Source organism: Providencia vermicola (assembly GCF_010748935.1).
Taxonomy (GTDB): domain Bacteria; phylum Pseudomonadota; class Gammaproteobacteria; order Enterobacterales; family Enterobacteriaceae; genus Providencia; species Providencia zhejiangensis.
The window spans coordinates 3,603,522-3,626,171 of sequence record NZ_CP048796.1 but is presented as its reverse complement, the minus strand read 5'-3'; the positions used below and the strand labels follow the sequence as shown (position 1 = coordinate 3,626,171).

Genomic DNA, 22,650 nt, shown 5'->3' with positions numbered 1-22,650 from the left:
GTTAAATTCCTTTGACTAACAAACGGATACGCTCTGCAATGATATTCAGTTGATCATTGCTGACACTGCGAATATCCGCTTCTACCTTACCTTCATTGGCTTTATATTCGCGAAAGTAGATTGCAGTATCCCCTTGTTTTAATTCGCTCATGATTTGATAGGTCGTTTTACCCATCATTTTTTCATCAAAGCTAATTTCAGCGCGGGCGATATCACGTCCGGCAGCATCCCATACGATGCGAGCCGAAATCGCAGGGATCCCATTGAGCTCTTCAATAAAGCCATTCATGCGATTCACCATTTCAGCGCCAGTTTCTTTTGTGGCGGTTAAGTATTGTTCTATCGCCAGTGTTAATCCTAAAATGCCTTCCTTGCCGACTTTCATTGCGCGGCCAATACCTTGGCTTTGGCGTTTTACCCATTCGATATAGGTTTTTTTACCCACAACGAGGCCGCTGGTTGGTCCTTCGATCGCTTTAGCACCACTGTAAATCACTAAATCAGCGCCTGATTGATAGTAGCTGGTCAGATCTTCCTCTGCCGCGGCGTCAACGATCAGTGGCACATGATGTTGACGAGCAACAGCCGCGGCTTCGCTCACGCTAAGCATACTTTTTTGCACTGTGTGGTGGGATTTGATGTACAGAATAGCTGCTGTTTGTGGCGTGATCTTCGCGGAAAGTTGAGCCGCCGAACATTCATTAGCAAAACCCGCTTCAATCACTTTGCCGCCACCGAGTGTGATCATCGTATCGACGGGGGCACCAAAATTAACGTTATGACCTTTGGGTAAGACGATTTCACGTGGAACAGCCTTAGAGGATGAGTGTAAATTTAGCAGCAAGTCATCGTTATCACGTACAATCACAGCAGCAACGGCTTGTGCGATCCCCGCGGAAGCACAAGAAACCACAACGGCACTTTCAACATCAAGTAATTTCGCAATGTAATCGCCAGTTTTATTCACTAAATCTTTAATTTCAAAATAGTGATTAAGGCCATAAGCGACACGTTCAACCACCTCTGGTGTTGGGGTTGAAACGCCAAGAATGGTCATGCGGCCAGAGGCGTTAATCACGTGTTTTAGTTGATACTTCTCATAAATCGATTGCATGTTCAGATTCGCCTTCTGCATGAATAATATGTTTTCCACCAATAATCGCGGCAATGGGTACAAAGCGATGAGTACCGATGCGGCGTTCGCCTTCAGCATCCGTGAGTTCAGTGGCTTCTTCTTTTAAATCAAACAGTGTGATGTCGGCATCAAAGCCAGGCTTTAAATAACCTTTTGCAGGTAGAGCTAATAAATCGGCGGCTTTTTCTGTCACACAGCGCAATATTTTTTCTGCGCTAAAGCCCATACACAGGAATTTGGTCATCACAAAAGCAAGGCTATAAACTGGACCATTAACCCGATTTCGATGATAGATATCAGAGCTAATAATGTCTGGATAGGTACCAATACGCATCGCTTGTTCTGCGACTTTAAAGCTAAAGCTTTCACCGCCATGACCGACATCTAAGATCACACCGCGCGCAAGTGCACGTGCAATCGACGGTTTTAAATTTCCATCACTATCAAGAATGCGATTCGGCTTACCATTAAAGCAGTGAGTAATAATATCCCCACGCGTCAATAAATCTGCAATCTCATCAATATTAGGTGGGTTATTACCAATGTGTACCATTAATGGCAATCGATGCTTTTTCTGCATCTGTTTGGCTTTGAGGAGGGGAGCAATACCGTTGTCACCAACGACACTTTTACTCATGCGTGCTTTCATTCCAACAACAAAACCTTCGTGGCGTTCTATAGCCTCTTGGAAACAGGTTTCGTCGATATTATTCATATCAGATAATTCATTTTGCGCGATAATACCGATACGTGAAATGTTTAATAAGGAAAATACGTTAGTCTGGGCTTTTTGTGTTAGCTGATAAAATTTATCAATATCATCAGCACCGACACTGCCTGCATCAACCAGTGAGGTAACCCCACCAGCAGCACCTGCTAAATCGGGGTCATCGAAGTAAATAGGTGACTCCACAAAACAGTGAGCGTGCGAATCAATCCACCCTGCGCTGACATAGGTTTTTCCTTTTAGATCAATCCATTTTTCAGCTTGTTGGTTGCAGGCCAACGCCGGGCCCGCAGCTTCGATCTTTCCATTTTTAATCAGAATATCGATTAATGTTCCATCGATATGTTTACCCTGTTTGATGATTAAAGAATACATAATTACCTTCTTTGCTATTTAGTCATTAGGCGGCGAGAGGGAAGAAATAACCAAATAACATCGCGCCTAAAATTGCACCACCTGCGACAGGTTTCTGCCATACATAGAAGATGAGTGAACCAATCAGCGAACCAATACCAATCGGAATGGAGGCAGCCATCGCAGCCAAAATAATTAAAGGACCTAAGAAACGACCGGACGTATTACCTGCTCCCATCATTATGTCAGCACCGAATGTCGAGTTGGCTTGTGCGATGGTAAATTTACGCGCAAATACAATGATCAAGCCAATTAACACGCCGAGTAACAAACCAGTAATCAGGGAGATCCAGAAATTGGTAACCAAAATATCCCAACCCGCCGCAAGAAATAGCGCTGGGACGCCAAGGCCAATACCTGTTTGTAATGCACCACCGATATCCAAAATACCGACTAGGGAGCCTTCGATGATCCGTGCGAACAGGAAGCTCGCACCAAATGCCGCAACAGCGCCATAAACGCCTGTATCTAAGCCTGCTTTTAACATTGCGACGAAAGCAACTTCGTTAAATGCGCCGAATCCGTAAACAACATACATGTGAGTCCCAGCAAAAATGCCTGCTGATAATAGCCCGACAAAAATAGGGAACGACCACTCAGCGTACCAAAAATCTTGTTTGTTAATTTCAGTTGTCATAATTATTTCCCGCTCAGTAATCCATGGATGTATTCAAGCCACAGAGGTTTATCTAAGTTGAAAGAGGTGATCATCTTCAGGTCAAACTCACGGAAGAAGCCACTTAAAACAAACAGTAAGACAACGGTGATCATCATCGTACGTGTGACACGGTTCCAGCCGTTATCATCAACACCTTTACCGATCAGGATACCCAGAACCAAGCCAGGGATAGCATTTCCCATAATGAGTTGTGCACAGCCACCGAAAAGGGTAGCCCAAAAACCTGAGCGTCGACCTGCATCCATCGCGGCTAACCAGAAAATAACTGGCATTACGGTATTTACCAGTAGGTTTGCAGCAGGCACTAATACGTTGATTGCTGTCGTTTGTAACGCAGCAGGAACAGCGGACGCTGTTGTATTTAAGAAGGCAACAACCAATGCACCGATAATGGTACAAGCTAGAGCCATTTTTTTCGGGTTATGCAGTGTTTCAGCGACATTACGGTTTTTAGAGAGCAATGCAGCCGCACCCCAGTTAGGAATGATGCGGTGGTCAACGTCTTGTGTGAATGCACCGGCGGCAACCGAGGATGCCCATGCGTTAAAGAAGAAGCCTAAACCGAACGAGAAGTGAGAAGCAGGATCGCCTTCACATGCATTCAGTTCACCGAGTGTACGGAATGCCCCCATCCCTTGGACTGTAGGAGCGTGGAACATGCGGGCAGCACCTGCACCAAGGCCAAAGCCACATAGGCCGCCTATAATGAGGGACATACCCAGTATTTCTAAGAAAGATGCAGTTTCACTCATGGAAATGCCTCCAGACCTGAATTGTTTTTATTGTTCTGTAAATGGTATTTCGTTGACAGAAAGTAGGGTGACATCTAGCGAAACGTCGAGCACCACACGGAAATGTTCACGTTTGCGCGGCAGAAAAACGAAAAGAAACTTTTCTGTCCGCGAGTGCGAATATGCACTCACAACGGCAACATCCTTAGGTTCGATTCGCAGGATAATGTCATTGCTCTCTTTTAGTACCGTGCGTTGAATCGAGTTCAGTGCATCAGCAATGGCTTTTTGTTTGCTGTCACCTTGCCCAGAGACTCGCACAACCGTTTCGATAGATTTCTTCATTACGCGTCGCCGTATTTTTTGAGGTAAGCTTTAACTAAGCGCTCGCCTAATTCTTCTTTATCCATAAAGCCAAAGCCTAAAACAGTGCAACCCTCAGCAATCGCGGTTTCACCTTCCTCAATCGAGCGCATGCCATAACGCGCCTTATAGCCGTATTTAGTTTGTGCTGTGATAGCACCTGCACCACCACTTCCACAAAAGGAGATACCTAAATCAGCGTGTTCAGCATTCATAACATCACCGAGCTTCATATCTGCCGCTACACCCGGGACAACAATGGCTTTACCGCCTGCACTTTCAACTCCTACTGCCACTTTTTGGCCTTTTCCTAAACGGTCTCCGATAGCAACAACAACTTGTTTCATAGTGATATTCCTCAAAAATTAATCATTCGAACGGATAACTTCAAAGTGAACAGAGAGTAAAAATGTCTCTTCTGGCGCGAGCCCTGGTAGGGTATCGACAACACGTTGCGATAAAGCAATCGAGTGTTCTGAAATCTCATCAAATAGGCTGATATCGACTTCAGGTAAGGCTTCACCCGTTTTAGCTCTAACCACCATGGCTCTAAGATGAGACTCCAACATCTGTTGTTGTACATCCGTGGTGTAGCAATTTTCCTGTTTAAGCCAGCCACTAATGACGGCCAGCAGTTCTTGTGTTACCTCATCGATATCGAGGTTATTTTCCGACATCTTAAAAACGACAACTGATTCACTCATAACTGTTTAAAATCCAAGGTAATAATGCAATTAAACTGCTTTGTTCCTTTATGATAAATACCTTAGTCGCTTCAAGAGAACTTGTGCAGACATTGAATTTCCACTTGTAAGTGGAAATTAATTGGAAGGATATAACGTGCTTTTGTGTATGAAATCCGAGCTAATCGGAAATTAAATGGAAATTTAGACTTTTTTCGATTATTGAAAATAAGTAGTCTTAAGTAGGGAGCTACATTAATGTATTAAAATTCAACCTATTAATGATTTTCTGCTAGTGATGGAAAACAGGCATTGTGATTAAAAAAGAAGTGGAAATGAAAAAGTGGAAATAGGCGCTAAAGGTCATTTTGCATTTCCACTTACGAATATGGCACAACAAAAAGGCGATTTTGGTGATAAATAAAATGATGGATTTGCGGTCATGATCACGCAAAATGCCGGAATAGCGATTTTTCCAATAATAAGTGGAAGCAAACTATACGTCGCTTTCATTGAGAAGTGCATCTTAATGATGAAATATAACCTGATTGTTAAGGTGTTAAATGACAAAGTAAACCGCAATATACTAGCGTCTCAAGTCAAAATTCTTGGTCTAGTTACTGAATATGGTGATACAAAAAAATATAACAGTTAGGATATAGAAGATAAAAAGTACACCTTTTGGTAAAGGGAATGATCTAGTGCATCAAACCATTAGATGACTACCTGTAACTTTTCCTAGTATTTGTCTAAATAAGTTTGATAAGAAAAACATGGGTGATTGGATTATCATCTTTTATTGAGTCCTGTACAACTATAAAGAGGGGTACAATCTATAGCGATAGTATTAATTCCTCACATAAAAATGTCGTATGATTTTGTTTCAAATTTAGAATAAATAACAGTTAAATCCAATAATGATTTTTATCTGCAATATCATCTCAGCATAGTTACGATGATATTGCGCTTAGCAGCTTATCTTAAAATAATAAATTATTCTAAGAGTGATTTTTTATTGATGATTTGCCATATTCTTTGAATATATCAGAACGGGCGAGCTGATAGAGCTGACATAATAGCGGTCAAGACATCAATAAATATCATTGTTTATTAGTTAATTTATTAATTTTACTGATTTTTCTTTAAGGTCCTAATAATTTTAAAGAAAAGGTATTAGCTTGTTAGGCTGTTAACGATAATAACCATTACATCGGCGATATCTTTGCGCTGCTTATATGCATTCTGGTACTCAATAGAATGGTAACATGAGAGTGCGGTTTCATAGTCTTTAAATTCTATAACAACATGTTTCTCATAAGTTTTTCCCTCTAATGTTATGGCATTTTCTCCTCTTGCAAGAAATTTGCCTTGATATTTCTGTAAGGCTGTCGCAGCAAGCTGCATATATTGAGGATATTTTTGAGTATCAAAAACGGTAACATGTGCAATCCAGTATGCGGGCATATTATTTTTCCTGTTTTTCTAATATAGATTTAGCAATAATCGATGCTTCAGTTAAGTGTTCAACCACCGCAGTTTTAGCGGCTTCACCATCATTTTTCTCAATGGCAGAGTAGATTCGTTTCATTCTTTCGAATCCTGTTATTTTTCGATCTTTTGTTTTTAATGTCATAGCTCTTAGTCGGCTAATTCTGCTATTTAGGCGCTGAACAATTTCCCAAGCAATAGAGTGTGTAGCGATAGAAAATAACGTTTCATAGAATTCAGTTGAGGCAGTGATTGATTTAAAATCATCCTGACTTAATGAAGCATCATCAATTTTTTGCAGTTTATCTAAAAGTATTTTTTTATCCTGAGCGGTCGCTTTTTCGGCACAGGCTTTAGCCGCTTCTTGCTCTAGTAAGATACGGATATTATATATTTGTTCAGCTTGCTGCCAATTTAACATGGCAACAATAGGCCCTTTTTTGGCTAATATCTCAATTAATCCTTCAGATTCAAGATACCTTAAAACTTCTCTGACAATACTACGACTAACTCCAAGCTCTTCACATAAACTTCGTTCTACTAGCCTATCACCAGCTTTAAAGTAGCCAGAAATAATAGCTTGACGAATTTTTTCAAGAGCGATCTCCCGCAGTGTTAACGGAACATTATTAATTTTTAATGAATGTGAACTGTCCATTTTTACCCATTTAATCATCAAATATTTGATCTCTACTATACAACAAAAAAGTTTTAATAGTAAAAATTTGACATCTTGTATGTTGGTATGCCAACTTACAATAATACAATATAGGCTTGACAATTAATTAACAAGAGGTCGTTATGCATCCAATAATCCGTAAGACAATTTTGAGCACCGAAACGATTTATATTGATGGTCATAAAGAAGCAGATAAGCCGCTTATCATGATTGCTGCGGCAGCAGTAATAAAAAATCCATGGGTAGGGGAAGGATATGTTGATGATTTATCCTTAAAAATTAGAGAGCTAGCACCTGTATTAGGAAAAGTGCTAACGAACATGATTATTGAAGAAGCTGGTGGTGGTGAGTGTATTGAAGCTTTTGGTAAATGTGCAGTTGTTGGATTAAAAGGTGAGCTTGAGCATGCATCGGCTTTGATTCATACGTTACATTTTGGTAACCATTATCGTAATGCAGTAGGTGGAAAATCTTATTTAGCATTCAATAACACTCGAGGACCTGCTAATTCACCGATTTTAATTCCTATGATGGGTAAAAACGATGAAGGGAGCCGAGCTCATTATTTAACTTTCCAATTCAATATTTCTGATGCTCCGTTTGAAGATGAAATTGTCATTGCGTTAGGTGCTGCATTAGGTGGTCGCCCTCACCACAGGATTGGCGATCGTTATCAAGATTTAAAAGAGTTAGGTCATGATCAGAAGAACCCAGCAGCTATCTAATTTAAATATGGAAGTTAGCTACTTAGAAGAAGGCCAAGGTAGGCCTCTTGTTTTAATCCATGGTGTCGGTATGTGTGCTGAAACATGGGAAGAACAAATTGAGTCTTTGTCAGCTTTTTATCAAGTGATTGCGGTGGATATGCCGGGTCATGGTTATAGTTCGGGTTTTGTATATCGGCCAGAACTACAAAATTATGTTTCTTGGATGGGGGCATTCTTACAATCTCTTGGTTTAGCAGATGTCATATTAGTTGGCCACTCTATGGGAGGCTTAATTACTGGGGGAGTGTGTATTGAATATCCGCAATTAATCAAAGGTGCCGTCATTATCAGTAGTGTATATCGCCGTGATGAACAGGCAAAAATTGCAGTTAGACAAAGAGCAATAGAACTTGCCTCTGGCCAAGCTCAGATAGATGCGCCATTGCAGCGTTGGTTTGATGGCTCAAAAGAACAGCAACAAATTAGGCGAAAAGTTATGAATTGGCTGAATCAGGTTAATCTTGATGGTTATGCTAAAGCTTATTATGCCTTTGCTAATGGTGATGATATTTACGCAAAAAACTGGCATGAGATAAGTTGCCCCCTTTTAGTTATTACAGGGGAAAATGACAATAATTCTAGCCCAAGTATGGCAATAAAAATGGCAGAGAATAGCCAAAAAGGAAGGGCAATTATTATTCCAGGTGAAAGGCATATGCTAACACTCACTGCATCTCGGCTAGTTTCTTATGAAATAAAAGAATTTGTTGAAAATATATGTAATTCAGAAAACTACATGATGTGAGGGTAATTGTATGGAAATACAAGATCGCCGACAATTGAGAGATGCATTTGGCTCTTTTTTAACGGGAGTAACAGTAGTAACTAGCAGAGACTCAAATAATGAACCTATAGGATTTACTGCGAATTCATTCTCATCAGTGTCATTAGATCCTGCTTTGTTACTTATTAGTATCGATAAACGTTCTGCAAATTTTGATAATTTTACACGTTGTGAGCATTTTGCTGTAAATATACTTTCTGAGAAACAAAAAGACATATCCAATATTTTTGCACAGAAAATTGAAGATCGTTTTTCACATGTCAATTGGTTTACTGCGACATCAGATAGTCCAATTATCAGTGAAAGTTCCGCTTGGTTCGATTGCAGCCTATATCAAGTCATTGATGCTGGAGATCACGCCATTCTTATTGGAAAAGTAGTCGATTTTCATTCGGAAGGTACAGCAGGGCTTGGTTTTTACCGAGGTGCTTATTTTACTCCTTATGAGAGTGCGCAATCAGTTATTCAAAATCCAGAATTAATCATTAGTGCACTTATAGAATCTGAAAATAAAGTCATTATGTTTAGAGACAGTTTGAATAATTATTGTCTACCTTCTAGCGTTATTAGTGAAAAAGGAGTTCATGAAACATTAGAATATTTGTTTAATAAAATAGGTATTCAAGCCAGCCCAGGGTTTATTTATTCCGTTTACGAAGATAGAAAAAATAAAAAACAACATATTGTTTTTTTATGTGCAGTTGCGACTGATACATTTTCAATACTGAAAAATGGTCAATTTATTAATATCGATGAACTATCAAAAATTAAACTTGATGATTATGCCGTAAATTCGCTGATTAAACGTTTTACTCAGGAAGCCACAGCCGGAAATTATAGTGTGTATTACGGTGATGAGAATAATGGACAAGTAAAACAGTTAATAGCTTAAATTTAAATAAAGGATCATAGTATGCAATTTTCACTTTTTATCCATATGGAAAGAATTTCACCTGAGGAATCACAAGAGAAACTGTATCAAGAAATGATTGAACTGTGCAAGATAGCAGATCAAGGAGGGATGCACGCTATTTGGACAGGAGAGCATCATGGTATGAATTTTACTATTGCTCCTAATCCATTTATTAATCTTGTTGATATCGCAAGACAAACTAAAAATGTTCGATTAGGAACGGGAACTATTGTAGCGCCTTTTAACCACCCCATCCGCTTAGCTGGTGAAGCTGCTATGACGGACTTAATTACGGATGGTCGTCTTGATCTGGGAATTGCTAGAGGAGCATATTCATTTGAATATGAAAGATTATCACCAGGCTTAACGCCTTGGGAAGCAGGGCAACGCATGCGTGAATTAATTCCAGCCGTAAAAGCGCTATGGAAAGGAGACTATGAACATAAAGGTGAGTTTTGGTCTTTTCCTTCAACAACATCCGCTCCCTTGCCAAAGCAAAGACCTCATCCCCCGATTTGGGTAGCAGCACGTGATCCTAATAGCCATGAATTTGCAGTGAAAAATGAATGTAATGTGCAGGTTACACCATTGCATCAAGGTGAAGAGGAAATCGCACGATTAGTGACATGCTTTAAAGAAGCGAAGGAAAAATTTCCACCTAAAGTACCATTAAAGATCATGATGTTACAACATGGTTATGTTGCTGATAATGAAGAGGATGCTCAATTAGCAGCCATTGAACTAAATCGCTTTTATCAGTATTTCGGAGCTTGGTTTAAAAATGAAAGGCCAATAAAACAAGGTTTAATTGAACCATTAACTGAAGAGGAAATTGAGCGGAATTCATACTATACACCTGAAATCATGAGAAAAAACCTTGCTATAGGCCCAGCGAATGAAGTCATTGAGAAATTAAAAAAATATGAACGAATGGGATATGACGAGTTTTCCCTTTGGATCGACAGTGGTATGCCATTTGAACGCAAAAAAGCGTCATTAGAGCGTTTTATTACTCAAGTCATGCCTGCATTTGCATAATAGTGAGGGGAAAATGGAAAAGTTTCAATTATATATTAATGGGCAATTTGAACTAGGGGTGAGACAGTTCGAAAGTATCAACCCTGCAAATGAAAAACCGTGGGCACAAGTTGCAGAGGCAGGACGTGATGAAACAGAACGTGCCGTCGAGTCAGCTTATGAGGCCTTTCATTCCCCAATTTGGAAAGCTTATACAGCGAGCCAAAGAGGAAAATTACTCTTACGTTTAGCCGATTTGATCGAACAACATGCAGCTGAACTTGCAAGATTAGAAACACAAGATACCGGAAAAATTATTCGGGAAACACAAGCTCAAATTTCTTATGTGGCTGAATATTATCGTTATTATGCTGGTTTGGCAGATAAGATGGAAGGTGCTTATTTGTCTATTGATAAGCCTGATATGGAAACGTGGATCCGACGTGAGCCAATCGGTGTTGTCGCGGCTATTATTCCATGGAATAGCCAATTATTTTTATCAGCAGTCAAAATTGGCCCAGCAATAGCGGCTGGCTGTACCTTGGTAATTAAAGCTTCTGAATACGCCCCTACACCGTTACTTGCATTAGCAAGCTTGATCCATCAAGCAGGATTTCCAGCTGGGGTTTGTAATATTATTACAGGTTTTTCATCGGAATGTGGGGAGATACTGACGCAACACCCGAAAGTGAATCATATTGCATTCACAGGTGGTGTTGAGACGGCAAAGTATATTGTTCGTAATAGCGCTGAAAACCTTGCAAGCCAATCTCTTGAATTAGGTGGTAAATCCCCTTTTATTGTTTTTGATGATGCAGACCTAGAGAGTGCAGCAAATGCGCAAGTTGCTGCAATATTTGCAGCATCTGGTCAAAGTTGTGTTGCTGGTTCACGCCTATTAGTTTCTCAATCTATTAAAGATGAATTTTTAAATAAACTAAAAGAGAAAGCTCAAGCTATCGTTATTGGTGATCCTAAACAACATAGTACCCAGTTTGGGCCACTCTGTACTTTAAAGCAGATAGAAAAAATAAAACAAGTTGTTGATAACTCTATAAAACAAGGCGCTGCATTAATTACGGGACATTATGATGTAACAGAAAAGGGTTATTACTATCCCCCCACAATTCTTGATTGCACAAAAGTACCAAAAGCAGATTGTGTAAAACTTGAATTATTTGGCCCCGTACTTTCTGTTCAAAGCTTTGATAGTGAAGCCGAAGCACTCGCATTGGCGAATGATTCTGACTATGGTCTTGCTGCCGGCATTTTTACTAAAAATCTTACTCGTGCACACCGCCTGACAAAGCAATTACGTACAGGGATTGTATGGCTGAATACCTATCGAGCAGTCTCTCCTTTGGCGCCTTTTGGTGGTTATAAGCTATCTGGCCATGGTAGAGAAGGAGGTTTGGATGCTGCAATGCAATATACCACTACAAAAACGGTCTGGTTACGGACGAGTGATGAAGCAATTGATGACCCATTTATAATGAGATAATAGTTATGAAAAACGTACTTTTACGCGAGAAGGGATGGGTCAATGGAGAATGGATCGATTCCATTAATGGAGCTACCACCCCTATTTATAACCCTGCAACAAAAATGTTGCTTGGGGAAGTTGCTAGCTTAGGCGCTCAGGAAACTCAAATAGCTATAGATGGGGCACAGCTGGCATTAGTTGACTGGAAAAAAGTGCCAGCCCGTCGGCGTGCAAATATATTACACCTTTGGTATCAGTTAATTATCAAATATCAAAATGAATTAGCTGATATCTTAACTCAAGAACAAGGAAAAGTTTTATCAGAGGCGCGTGGTGAAATTATTTATGCAGCAAATTATGTACGTTGGTTTGCTGAAGAGGTATTGCGTATTAATGGGGAAGTACTCCCAGGTGAATCAACGAGTCAAAAAGTTATTGTTTCTAAACACCCTATAGGGGTTGTTGCTGCGATTACACCATGGAATTTTCCGGCGGCAATGATCACGCGTAAAGTTGCGCCAGCTTTAGCGGCGGGTTGTACTTGTATTGTTAAACCGTCACCTGAAACACCTTTTACTGCGTTGGCTTTAGCAGAATTAGCTGCACAGGCAGGGTTACCAGCAGGATGCTTAAATATTGTTCCTGGTGATGCAATTGATATTGGCAGTACATTGATGCAAAGCGAAGTTGTCAGAAAACTCAGTTTCACTGGTTCAACTCCTGTCGGGAAATTATTGATGGCTCAGGCTGCACAAAATGTAAAGCGACTTTCCCTTGAGCTTGGTGGAAATGCACCTTTTATTGTTTTTTCTGATGCTGATATTACAAAAGCTGTTGATGCTGCAATGTATGGAAAGTTTAGAAACTCAGGCCAAACATGTGTTTGTATTAATAGATTTTTAGTGCATGAATCTGTACATGATAAATTTACTAATTTATTAAAAAATAAAATGCAAGCATTAAAGGTTGGTAATGGAATAATAACAAGTTCTGATATGGGACCACTTATTAATCAACAGGCAGTTGAAAAGATAAAGGAGCATATTTTAGATGCAATAGAAAAAGGGGGAGAATTATTATGTGGTGGAGATTATTTCCAACAAGAAACATTGTTTTTCCAACCAACGTTAATAACTAATGGTCACTCAGATATGTTGGCATTTAGTGAGGAAACGTTTGGTCCATTAGCTGTTATTTATCCTTTTAGCACCGAAGAAGAAGCAATTAATTTAGCAAATAAAACAGAGTATGGCCTTGCTGCATACTGTTTTACTCAGAGTTTAGCTACTGCATGGAAAATGCAAGAGGAACTTGAATACGGTATGGTTGGTATTAATTCAACACATATTTCTAATGAAATAGTACCTTTTGGTGGAATTAAACAATCTGGTTTTGGACGGGAAGGCTCTCATCATGGAATTAATGAATATTTAGAAATTAAATATACGCTTTTTGGAGATTAATTGTGAAAAATAGTCATCAATCGTTATATGAAAAAGGTTTAAAAATAAGGAAAGATGTTTTAGGTAGTGAATATGTTTTACAATCAATTAATAATGCTACCGAGTTTAATAAACCTCTTCAAGAGTTAGTGACTGAATATTGTTGGGGGGCAGTATGGGGGCGTAATGGTTTAGAAAAAAAAGAGCGAAGTATGATTAATCTTGCCATGATATCGGCCTTAAATCGTCCACATGAACTTAAGTTACATGTAAAAGGCGCTCTACGAAATGGTTTAACGCCAGAGCAAATTAGTGAAGTATTGTTGCAGGTTGCTATTTATTGTGGGGTGCCAACAGCAGTTGATAGTTTTAGAATTGCGACACAGGCTATAGATGCTGTCTCTAATCCACTTTGAATGTTCCCGCCGGCCCCTACCTTCCTAACTCGGATTAATGTCCTTCCGCTAACAACAATATATCCGTCAGCGCACTTAACGCCTGTAAACAAGGCTGTGAACAGAATTAATTGAAAGTAAATCTATCGATTATGTTCCAGAAAATGAAAGACACGGTAAGCCTAGAGATTTATTTACCCTTTGGTTTTGTACAAACATTGCACCGTTGGCAATATTTGTAGGGGCAACGTCAACACAAGTCTACAATCTCAATATTATTAGTGCAATTATAGCGATTATATGTGGACATTTATTTGGTGGCTTATTTCTTGCGCTAACCTCTGCACAAGGGCCACAGGTTGGTATTCCCCAAATGGTTCAAAGTCGAGCTCAATTTGGCCGATATGGTTCACTATTAGTTATTATATTTACCGCGGTCATTTACTTAGGTTTTTTTATTTCAAATATTATTTTATCTGGAAAGGCATTGCATATTGTAGCACCCAAAATAGAAATCCATTTTGCAACTATTATCGGTGCAATCAGTGCAACATTTATTGGTGTTGTAGGTTATAATTTTATCCATAAAATCAATAAAATTGGTTCGTGGGTGATGGGGGAGCACTATTATCAGGCTTTATTTATATGCTTTCTCAACCTTTGCCTAGTGACTTTTGGTATAAAGGTTCATTTAGTCTTGTAGGATGGTTTGCTGTTTTTAGTATTAGTGCCGTCTGGCAAATAAGTTTTTCTCCGTATACTTCTGATTACTCAAGATACTTACCGAAAGATGTTGGGATAGCTAAACCTTTTTGGTATACCTATTTTGGGGCATGTGGGGAACTATTTTAGCATTTTTGTTTGGCGTTTTTGCTGTAAATAGTGCACCGCATGTTCAAGAATCTATGGAAGCGGTAAAATTAGTTACTGGCTTTTTAGGTCCAATATTAATGATACTTTTTTTAATTAATATTATCTGCCATAACGCTATGAATTTATATGGTGCAGTTCTTTCTATTATTACTGCGATTCAAACGTTTATACCTCATTGGAAAACATCAACAAGTGTAAGGGTTATTTATTCTACTATTGTTTTGTTGGGGGCAACGCTTATCGCATTGGCTTCATCTGCAAGTTTTGTTTCGTTCTTCTTAAATATGATATTTGCACTTAGTTCTGTGTTAATTCCTTGGGCAATTATTAATCTTTTAGATTTTTATTTAATTAAAAAGAAAATTTATAATATTAATGCTATTTTTGATGAGAAAGGCGGTGTGTATGGTTTATTTAATGTAAATTCCCTATCAGTATATTTTATTGGAATACTAGTTCAGATACCATTTATTAAAAATACTTTTTTCATAGGTCCGTATGCAGAATTGATTCAGTGTTGATCTTTCATGGTTAATTAGTCTTGTTTGTACTTCACTACTTTATTCACTTTTTCATAATAAGAAACATACAATGAGTCAGTTAGAGGTTTATAATCAAAAGTATTAACTTGTATCTAATGTATAAAATTATTTTAGAGACTATTAATAAATTATACTTATAGTAACCTTATTTTTCACATTATTTATTTGATTGTTGTTTTTATAATCAGTTTGTTTCTCATGCGTGAGATGTTTCATTGTAAAAATGATTATCATACTCACTCTATTGAGTGAGTTTGTTTTAAATCAATAATAAGGAAAAAAGATATGAAATCTTTTGTATAAATAAAAATTAATTAATGAATTTTTATTGAAAACTTTAGTTTCAATGAAAAATAAAAATATATTTATTTAATGAAGAGTGTCGTGTTTTTAAATGTTGTGTTATTGATTAATTTATTTAGCTATAATGCACCATTGCCTATCTCTGGATATCCAAAGAAATAGGCAGTGCTTTCATTCTAAATTGATATAACCCCTATATTCGCGCTAGGCTGTCCTTAGCAATGACTTGGAACTCATTGAAATTCTTAACAGTGATAAGTCTACGGGTGGTTTTTTCTTTCACAAACGTGACAAACAGGTCGTAGATCGCCATGGCTTCTTCATAGTCAGCTTTACTGATTGCCAGCAGGAAAATCACGTACGCGTTTTCTTTCGTCTCTCTATTCCATTCAATACCTTTGGGGGCGACAATGGTGACAACCACCGTTTTATTTGCCAGTAAACCTAAAGAGTGGGGTAATGCAATTCCTTCACCAAGCAAAGTAGAAACAATCGATTCACGTTCTTGTAATGAGGGATAGAAATCAGCAGTGACATAGCCATCTTGTTGTAATTTATGGCAAACGGTTTGGAATAAAGTTTCTTGGCTGATCTTGTCATTAATCACCATAAAGTAACGTTCATCAAAGAAGCGTTCAATAATATAAGGGCGAGTTTGATCCATCATTGCCAATTTACCGACTTGTTCTAATTGATAAGGCGTCGGGAAAGGGGCTATTTTTATGACAGGCTTATTCTTTTCCGAAATACGCACTGTGGTGATCACAAAGTCTTCCTCGACCTCATCTAACGACTCATATTCTTGCAGTGTTAGTCCTCGGCTAAATTTGAGTTGTGGAAACTCACGCATGATCTTTGATTCAACAACTCGAAATGTTGAATTTCCAGCATCGGTGACGACAAGCACTTCTGTTTGACGAATTGACCCTGCACCATAATTCCTTTCTAGACTGACGCCGATATGCACCGCAAGGTAGCCAAGTTCATCTTCATTGATGGGGTAAGGTAGTAATTGCTTACTGGCACTGGTGAGTGCGCTGAGAGTGACATCATATGCAAAGGGATAATATTGTTTTATATCACTTAATAATGGATTAGGGGTAATAATGTGATATTGAAGCCGTGTCATTAATGCAGCGATGTGAGTATTGAGATCCTTTTTCAGCTTTTCATCACTGCGTAGGTCATAGTTATACAATTCGTTAATATAATTAAGAATATATTCAACCAATTCATTGTGATTAGCACTTTTTTGCTGAGCGGCATCTTGATGACTGATCCGCTGGGCGATGATTTGATCATGTAGGTAACTCAGCTCTGCACTGGATAAGTCGTTTCCAAGAAAATAGATCAATCCTTTAGAGACTTCTTCACAGGCTTTACGTAGCGTCTCTTCACTATCATGGTTTTTCACCGTAGATGTTAATTCATGACCACGAGTAATACGTAAGATCGTCACAGCACAGTTGAAAACCAAATATAAGTGCCCCTCATTACTTAAGCGAACATCGAAACGGTTCATGCTGTTATGAAGAACCTTATCGATATAGGTTAAATCGAGGTTATCTAAACACTCAGGCTGAAAAATGGATAAGTCCTGATTGATTTGCAATGAAAAACGTCGCCAAAGGGTTTCTGTCATACAGGCCCGAATAGCCCATTCGCTTCCGTTTAAACGGATTCCTTGATGTGGAATGCTTTCTAATAAGATCTGATATTTCTGCAAATGTTCTCTGACAATGCTCATGTCTTGTTGCAGGGTTCCACGGCTAATAAACCACTCTTCGGCAATATCATCCAATTTTACTGGCAAAGACAGCATTAATAGTTTTAGCAGTAAGGCATCGACACGCTCTTTACTTGTCCGAGGGATACTATTTTCGACTTGAGTTTGTTGGGTCAGTTTAGCAAAAAGCCCTTCATCATCGATTTTTAAGCGATAGCCACGGCCTCGCTCATAGAGAATATGGGCACTGTAGTTTTGTATTAGCTCATTTATTTCATTGATATCAGAGCGTATCGTCCGTGTTGAAACAGAAAAACGCTTTGCGAGCTCATCTTGAGGGACAACCTCTTCGAGTATACTTGCAAAAATTTGATTAAGTCGCTGTTGAGTGAATAAAGCCACAAAAATACCTTCTAGACCTAAAATAATAAGCTTAATAACCAAAATACCCACTCTATTTTGGCTGACTATTGCTTGGACTCTATCATAAGGCTATCAACATGCGGAGTATGGAAGATCATAAATTTGAGAATATCTTCGCAAAAAAAGAGGATTTTTAGGAGGAAGGCATTTTTTGAGGGGCCAAAAAAGAAAGTTGGCCCTTCAAAGGTTATTCACCAATATCAATAAGTAAAGCGCGCATTGATTTTGCTGATGAGAGTGTTAACGTATTTTCGTCCTGAATGAAAACGCCATCATTGCAACTCATTTCTATTGTGTTACCACTACTACCTTGTAGGCGAGCTCCACCGTGAATAGATTGGAGATAAGCATTTTTTCCCCTCAACTGAATGTGTTGTGGATTATCTGACGTGACATTAAGCTGTGTAACCCAAATTTGTTGACGTAATTGAATACTGCCATTTACCCCATCGGGTGAGGCGACTAACATGTTACTTTCTGTTGGTAAACTGATCTTTTGAGTCGGATAATACTCTTGTTGCGGGCAAGCATTTAACCACAACTGTAGGCGTGTTAAGGGTTTATGTGAACACATATTGTGTTCGCTGTAACTTAAATCAGGGCGTGGTGAGAAGCGGATACATTCACCTTCACTGACTTCAATTTTATTTCCTAAACTATCGCGATACTCTGCACTGCCTTGTAATACAAAATTAAGAATATCCACATGTGGGTAGGTTTTAGGCTGAAAAGCACTCTCAGGTGCGATAACTTCCTGATTAAGTACTCTTAATGTCTTAAATCCCATAAAATCAGGATCAAAGTAATGGCCGAAGGAAAACGCGTAACGCGCTTGTAACCAACCATAGTCAGCCTTACCACAGTGTTTTACTTGTCTTAATGTCATCATGGTGGCTAACCCTCCTTCAATCGACAAAAATATACAAAAATTTATATTGTTATAATAAATAGCTGGACGTTGAATTGTTAGCCAGTTAATCTGTTTACTTCATTCAAATTTACTGAAAGAGATATTCCATGAGTAAAGAGAGAGCATTAACACTTGAATCATTAAGGGTGATGGATGCAATCGACCGGCGTGGTAGTTTCGCTGCTGCTGCTGACGAATTGGGTCGAGTGCCCTCGGCGCTCAGCTATACGATGCAAAAATTAGAAGAAGAATTAGATGTTATTCTATTTGATCGTTCAGGGCATAGAACGAAATTCACTAACGTTGGCAGAATGCTGTTAGAGCGAGGCAGAGTATTACTTGAAGCCGCGGAAAAGCTAACCTCCGATGCTGAAGCGCTGGCTAAAGGCTGGGAAACTCACCTGACAATTGTATGTGAAGCATTAATACCTGCATACTACTTATTCCCCTTGGTTGATAAGTTAGCAGAAAAATCAGACACGCAACTTTCTATTTTAACGGAAGTACTCGCGGGAGCGTGGGAGCGGCTTGAGAGTGGTAAAGCTGATATTGTCATCGCTCCAGATATGCATTTTCGCTCATCGTCTGAAATTAACTCTAAATCCTTATACAGCATTAACCATGTATATGTGGCTAGTCCAGAACACCCGATTCATCAAGAACCAGAACCGCTTTCGGATACAACTCGCATTAAATATAGGGGGATTGCTGTTGCTGATACAGCACGGGAGCGTCCTGTTATCACTGTGCAGCTATTAGATAAACAGCAAAGATTAACGGTATCAACGATCGAAGATAAGCGTAATGCTTTATTGGCTGGATTAGGCGTGGCAACGATGCCATATCCTATGGTTGAACAGGATATACGTGAAGGACGTTTACGCGTTGTTAGTGCGGAATATAGCCATCAAACGAATATTATTATGGCATGGCGTCGAGATAGCATGGGAGAAGCAAAATCTTGGTGCTTACGAGAAATACCTAAATTATTTGTTAATAAATAACGAATAAAAAAGCACCTCTATACAAGATATATAGAGGTGCAAACCAAAGTCGGTTATCAAGTTAAGATAAGGCTAATGATGAAAAAGACGTTTATTACCACTTTTTATTGAGTAAGTGGTCAATACTCAATTTACCAGGGCCTGTGACTGCTAGTAATAAATAGCCGCCAGCGATGGTCATATTTTTCATAAACATCAAGCTATTAGGCGCTACACTGAAATCAATATGGAAAAGCAGCGATGTTAATACACAAAAAATCGCAGTAAAAATAGCCACTGTTCTTGTCAGAAAACCAAACAGAACAGCGAGTCCACCCCCAAGCTCTAATAAAATCGTTAGAGGCAGTAAAAATCCTGGAACGCCCATCGCTTGCATATATTGTTGAGTACCTGCGTAAGCATCACCTAATTTGCCATACCCAGCGACGATAAACAGAATTGGCATCATAATTCGAGCGAGTAATAACACGCTACTTTCTAAATTTTTCATTAAGATTCTCCAGCTAACGAGGGTCAGCAAATATCAATAAAATGCGACTTTTATCGCGATATATTGTTTTTTTTAGCACTAAATGATTAGAAATCATTTGATATGGCTATATTAGTTATTTGTAGATTCAATAAAAAGCAAAGGTTATTAACAAAGATGGGCAAAAAATTTGAATAAGAGACGAATGAAGAAAAACCTGAAAGAGGTTACTTCAGGTTTAGAGAGGAAAAAGATTATTTTTTACTTATATTTACCGCATTCTGGATAGAGCGCACTAATCCCCATGTTGTTAGTGCTTTTTTTCCTAGAGAGAAGATCCGCTTAGGTTGCTTTAGGGTATAAATAGATATCAAACCAGCGGCAGCAATGAAAATAGGGCGAAAAGAGACAAAAATTTGCCACGACCGATCGTAAGGTTCAGTGACTTCCAGCCATTCCTTTGACGCCATAGATAGCTGATGACGCTGCTGTTCAATTTGCTTGATCAAGCGTTGTTTTTTTTCAGCCACTGATTGTCGCTTATTTTTGTTCATCTTCTGCGCTCGTTAGTGCCTTCGAATCTTCCTTCAACTGTTCTCGGGTTGCACCTAATAAAGTCGACTGCCTTGCTTTTTTTAGCGTCCAAATGGCGCCAGTGATGGCGAGCAATATGAGAACTCCGGTCGTAATAGCAAGAGCTTGATAGCGATAAATCGGATCAACTGACCAAAAAATTAAGCCGATAAGGCACATTAAACCGAATGCAGTGAAGAGTAGGGTGATACCCGCCATTAAAATAAGTTGAATCAGTGTGGCTTTTTCTTCCTCTAATTCAACGGCAATTAACTGGATGCGAGTCTCAACCATTTGTACCGCAATGCCTGCGATACGTTGTAGTGTGTTAAGGACCCCTTTACCGGGGCCCTGACGCTCTTGTTGTTCCATACAAATTAACGCTTAGCGAGTAGTACGCCTAGAACGACACCAACGGCAGCACCAATGCCAATACCCGTCCATGGATTTTCACGGACATAGTTATCTGCTCGGCCTGCAATTTCTTTGGTCTGCTCTGTAATTTTTTCACTTGCTTGGTTTAGTTTAGCGCGTGAAGTATATAGAGCGTCCTGAGCTTTTTGTTTTAGGCTGTCTATTTCTTCTTTCGATTTGTTTCCAGTATCGTTAAGCATCGCTTCGAGAGAGTCAGCCAGTGATTTTAGTTCTGCGCGTAGATCTTCTGATGAATTGTTCGATGACATAATGGAACCTCCTATCAATAGAAAAAATATAAATTGTAGTTATTAACAATAGCTATTTTTACAGTAAGTGCAATGACTAATAGGCTAATTATTGATTAAATTAATGTAAAAGAGTGTGCGATTTTAAATAAGAAAAAATAATGTAAAAGTTATGTAAAATAAAAAGCAGAATTCATCAAAAATAGATTATTCAATAGTGAGTTATCGGGAAGGTAAGAGAAACATGAGAGGCTTATAGAGCCTCTCATCGGTTAGTTCGCTTTTTTTGTGGAAAGCTTTTTCTTAATCACCACTGCAATGCTGCCAATCAGGCCAATGATAAGGAGGCCTACAGGGATTAGCATCAACACGTTCATAATATGATGTTCATACTGAAGAAATATTGGGCTCTTCCCGAAACCAAAACCGATGGCTGTCAGGATTAATACCCAAAGTAGGCCACTTAACCAGTTAAAGACTTGAAAGCGACCATTTTGCAGTCCCGCGAGCCCAGCAATTGTTGGTAGCAGTGTTCTAACAAAAGCAAGAAAGCGGCCAATTAATAATGCAGCCAGACCGTGACGATGGAATAAACCATATGCACGTTGGTGATAATGCTCAGGGAGATGCGCTAGCCAACCCTTAACGAGTTTGGTGTTGCCAAGCCATCGACCTTGAATATAACCAACCCAACAGCCAAGGCTAGCTCCTGCTGTCAAAATGACAATCGTTAACGGGTAGCTTAGTGTTCCTTTTGCTATGAGAACACCAACGAGGATCAATAAACTGTCACCTGGTAGGAATGCGGCAGGAAGCACCCCATTCTCAAGAAAAAGAATCGCGAATAACATAAAATAAATAGCCCAGACCAACGCTGGGTTGGATAGGGTTACGTAGTCTTGATGCCAAAGGGCAAAAAATAGTTCTTTAACTAATTCCATTAATGTTTCCTAAACGGCAATAACAGCAACAATCTTATTGTTGGGTAGGGAAGACATGGATTATGCGAATACCTAAAAGAAAAGTCATATTTCCTCAGGCTGTTAGTTTAAAGCATGCCCACTTTAACAAAACAAAAAATAACTAAACAGCAAATTCTCGTTCTATTTTTAGAATTCATTTAAGTTTTTGAGTTAGTGGCCCTTCTTGGAGACTATCACTATAAGGGATAGATAACGTAAAAATAGCGTCTATTAGTGTATTTTTTGATGAAAATGGTAAAAAAAGCGCTTTGCTAGTGCAAGGGAATTTGAAAAATTATTCGTTAAATAGGCTTTGCTAATTATTGCTTTTTAGGACTAATTACCCTATCTTATGCATCATAGCAAAGGGGAGTAACTTCTTCTTGTCGGTTTATCGTCATTACGGTGCATAAAAAAGCACCCGGTAACCGAGCACCACGATTTCCAATCTTGGGTTATTGTGTTGTAAGTGAGACCTTGCCAGAAGGCGAGGTATGCTCATT

The 22,650-nt window shown here is 38.9% G+C and carries 26 protein-coding genes; 10 read left to right on the top strand and 16 right to left on the bottom strand.

The annotated features are described in order from the left end of the window. Position 1 precedes the first annotated feature (1 nt). The 9 genes from G3341_RS16390 to G3341_RS16350 form a co-directional block, all read right to left on the bottom strand. Positions 2-1,114 carry a DgaE family pyridoxal phosphate-dependent ammonia lyase gene (locus G3341_RS16390; protein ID WP_163862987.1) on the bottom strand — a complete coding sequence of 371 codons (1,113 nt, stop codon included), beginning with the start codon at positions 1,112-1,114 and terminating at the stop codon, positions 2-4. Next, on the bottom strand, positions 1,098-2,237 hold the full coding sequence (locus tag G3341_RS16385) for an amidohydrolase/deacetylase family metallohydrolase (RefSeq protein ID WP_163862985.1): 1,140 nt from the start codon (positions 2,235-2,237) through the stop codon (positions 1,098-1,100). The genes G3341_RS16390 and G3341_RS16385 overlap by 17 nt, the downstream gene beginning before the upstream one ends. 25 nt (positions 2,238-2,262) lie before the next feature. Next, a complete protein-coding gene (locus G3341_RS16380; RefSeq protein WP_154621964.1) occupies positions 2,263-2,913 on the bottom strand; it encodes a DUF4310 family protein in 651 nt (216 codons plus the stop codon). Between the two features lie 2 nt (positions 2,914-2,915). Then, positions 2,916-3,707, bottom strand: coding sequence for a DUF4311 domain-containing protein (locus G3341_RS16375; RefSeq protein ID WP_163862983.1), 792 nt, complete (start codon positions 3,705-3,707; stop codon positions 2,916-2,918). A gap of 27 nt (positions 3,708-3,734) precedes the next feature. After that, the gene (locus G3341_RS16370) at positions 3,735-4,031 is read right to left on the bottom strand and encodes a DUF4312 family protein (RefSeq protein WP_154621966.1); all 297 of its coding nucleotides are present in this window, start codon (positions 4,029-4,031) and stop codon (positions 3,735-3,737) included. Further along, the gene (locus G3341_RS16365) at positions 4,031-4,396 is read right to left on the bottom strand and encodes an SFCGS family glycine-rich protein (protein ID WP_154621967.1); all 366 of its coding nucleotides are present in this window, start codon (positions 4,394-4,396) and stop codon (positions 4,031-4,033) included. Before G3341_RS16365 ends, G3341_RS16370 begins: the two co-directional genes overlap by 1 nt. An 18-nt stretch (positions 4,397-4,414) precedes the next feature. Continuing rightward, the gene (locus G3341_RS16360; RefSeq protein ID WP_163862981.1) at positions 4,415-4,753 is read right to left on the bottom strand and encodes a transcriptional antiterminator; all 339 of its coding nucleotides are present in this window, start codon (positions 4,751-4,753) and stop codon (positions 4,415-4,417) included. A 1,152-nt stretch (positions 4,754-5,905) separates the two neighbouring features. Then, the gene (locus G3341_RS16355; RefSeq protein ID WP_154623197.1) at positions 5,906-6,196 is read right to left on the bottom strand and encodes a DUF1330 domain-containing protein; all 291 of its coding nucleotides are present in this window, start codon (positions 6,194-6,196) and stop codon (positions 5,906-5,908) included. Position 6,197: 1 nt separating this feature from the next. Beyond that, the gene (locus G3341_RS16350) at positions 6,198-6,896 is read right to left on the bottom strand and encodes a GntR family transcriptional regulator (protein ID WP_230085823.1); all 699 of its coding nucleotides are present in this window, start codon (positions 6,894-6,896) and stop codon (positions 6,198-6,200) included. Between the two features lie 125 nt (positions 6,897-7,021). Between G3341_RS16350 and G3341_RS16345 the strand changes: the two genes are divergently transcribed. The 9 genes from G3341_RS16345 (at position 7,022) to G3341_RS20760 (ending at position 15,094) form a co-directional block, all read left to right on the top strand. Further along, complete coding sequence (locus G3341_RS16345) at positions 7,022-7,624, top strand: amino acid synthesis family protein (protein WP_154623196.1); 603 nt, start codon at positions 7,022-7,024, stop codon at positions 7,622-7,624. Further along, a complete protein-coding gene (locus G3341_RS16340; RefSeq protein WP_154623195.1) occupies positions 7,596-8,411 on the top strand; it encodes an alpha/beta fold hydrolase in 816 nt (271 codons plus the stop codon). The genes G3341_RS16345 and G3341_RS16340 overlap by 29 nt, the downstream gene beginning before the upstream one ends. 10 nt (positions 8,412-8,421) lie before the next feature. Beyond that, positions 8,422-9,342, top strand: a complete 921-nt coding sequence (locus G3341_RS16335) for a flavin reductase family protein (RefSeq protein ID WP_163862979.1) — start codon at positions 8,422-8,424, stop codon at positions 9,340-9,342. A gap of 21 nt (positions 9,343-9,363) precedes the next feature. Continuing rightward, the gene (locus G3341_RS16330; RefSeq protein ID WP_163862977.1) at positions 9,364-10,401 is read left to right on the top strand and encodes an LLM class flavin-dependent oxidoreductase; all 1,038 of its coding nucleotides are present in this window, start codon (positions 9,364-9,366) and stop codon (positions 10,399-10,401) included. Positions 10,402-10,414: 13 nt separating this feature from the next. After that, positions 10,415-11,881, top strand: a complete 1,467-nt coding sequence (locus tag G3341_RS16325) for an aldehyde dehydrogenase (RefSeq protein WP_163862975.1) — start codon at positions 10,415-10,417, stop codon at positions 11,879-11,881. Between the two features lie 5 nt (positions 11,882-11,886). Beyond that, entirely contained in the window at positions 11,887-13,326 is a 1,440-nt protein-coding gene (locus G3341_RS16320; protein WP_154623190.1) for an NAD-dependent succinate-semialdehyde dehydrogenase, read from the top strand. Positions 13,327-13,328: 2 nt separating this feature from the next. Continuing rightward, positions 13,329-13,721 (top strand): carboxymuconolactone decarboxylase family protein, encoded by a 393-nt coding sequence (locus tag G3341_RS16315; RefSeq protein WP_163862973.1) that lies wholly within the window; start codon positions 13,329-13,331, stop codon positions 13,719-13,721. A gap of 109 nt (positions 13,722-13,830) precedes the next feature. Further along, positions 13,831-14,403 carry a cytosine permease gene (locus G3341_RS20765; protein WP_348273357.1) on the top strand — a complete coding sequence of 191 codons (573 nt, stop codon included), beginning with the start codon at positions 13,831-13,833 and terminating at the stop codon, positions 14,401-14,403. A 130-nt stretch (positions 14,404-14,533) separates the two neighbouring features. Beyond that, positions 14,534-15,094, top strand: a complete 561-nt coding sequence (locus tag G3341_RS20760; protein ID WP_244316446.1) for a cytosine permease — start codon at positions 14,534-14,536, stop codon at positions 15,092-15,094. 517 nt (positions 15,095-15,611) lie between these two features. On the opposite strand, the gene G3341_RS16305 is transcribed toward G3341_RS20760, so the two are convergent. Both G3341_RS16305 and G3341_RS16300 read right to left on the bottom strand, forming a co-directional pair. Further along, positions 15,612-17,546, bottom strand: coding sequence for a BglG family transcription antiterminator (locus G3341_RS16305; protein WP_196713616.1), 1,935 nt, complete (start codon positions 17,544-17,546; stop codon positions 15,612-15,614). A 208-nt stretch (positions 17,547-17,754) separates the two neighbouring features. Continuing rightward, the gene (locus G3341_RS16300) at positions 17,755-18,456 is read right to left on the bottom strand and encodes a pirin family protein (RefSeq protein WP_154622009.1); all 702 of its coding nucleotides are present in this window, start codon (positions 18,454-18,456) and stop codon (positions 17,755-17,757) included. Between the two features lie 128 nt (positions 18,457-18,584). Between G3341_RS16300 and G3341_RS16295 the strand changes: the two genes are divergently transcribed. Continuing rightward, positions 18,585-19,481 (top strand): LysR family transcriptional regulator, encoded by an 897-nt coding sequence (locus G3341_RS16295; protein ID WP_154622010.1) that lies wholly within the window; start codon positions 18,585-18,587, stop codon positions 19,479-19,481. Positions 19,482-19,575: 94 nt separating this feature from the next. On the opposite strand, the gene G3341_RS16290 is transcribed toward G3341_RS16295, so the two are convergent. From G3341_RS16290 to G3341_RS16270, 5 genes are all read right to left on the bottom strand, one after another. Beyond that, positions 19,576-19,971, bottom strand: a complete 396-nt coding sequence (locus G3341_RS16290) for a DoxX family protein (RefSeq protein ID WP_154622011.1) — start codon at positions 19,969-19,971, stop codon at positions 19,576-19,578. A 233-nt stretch (positions 19,972-20,204) separates the two neighbouring features. Then, entirely contained in the window at positions 20,205-20,504 is a 300-nt protein-coding gene (locus G3341_RS16285; protein WP_163862971.1) for a YqjK-like family protein, read from the bottom strand. After that, entirely contained in the window at positions 20,491-20,895 is a 405-nt protein-coding gene (locus G3341_RS16280) for a phage holin family protein (RefSeq protein WP_154622013.1), read from the bottom strand. Before G3341_RS16280 ends, G3341_RS16285 begins: the two co-directional genes overlap by 14 nt. A 5-nt stretch (positions 20,896-20,900) precedes the next feature. Further along, positions 20,901-21,206: a DUF883 family protein gene (locus tag G3341_RS16275; RefSeq protein ID WP_154622014.1), complete on the bottom strand. Its 306-nt coding sequence runs from the start codon at positions 21,204-21,206 to the stop codon at positions 20,901-20,903. A gap of 251 nt (positions 21,207-21,457) precedes the next feature. Beyond that, on the bottom strand, positions 21,458-22,126 hold the full coding sequence (locus tag G3341_RS16270) for a DedA family protein (protein ID WP_154622015.1): 669 nt from the start codon (positions 22,124-22,126) through the stop codon (positions 21,458-21,460). Positions 22,127-22,650 lie beyond the last annotated feature (524 nt).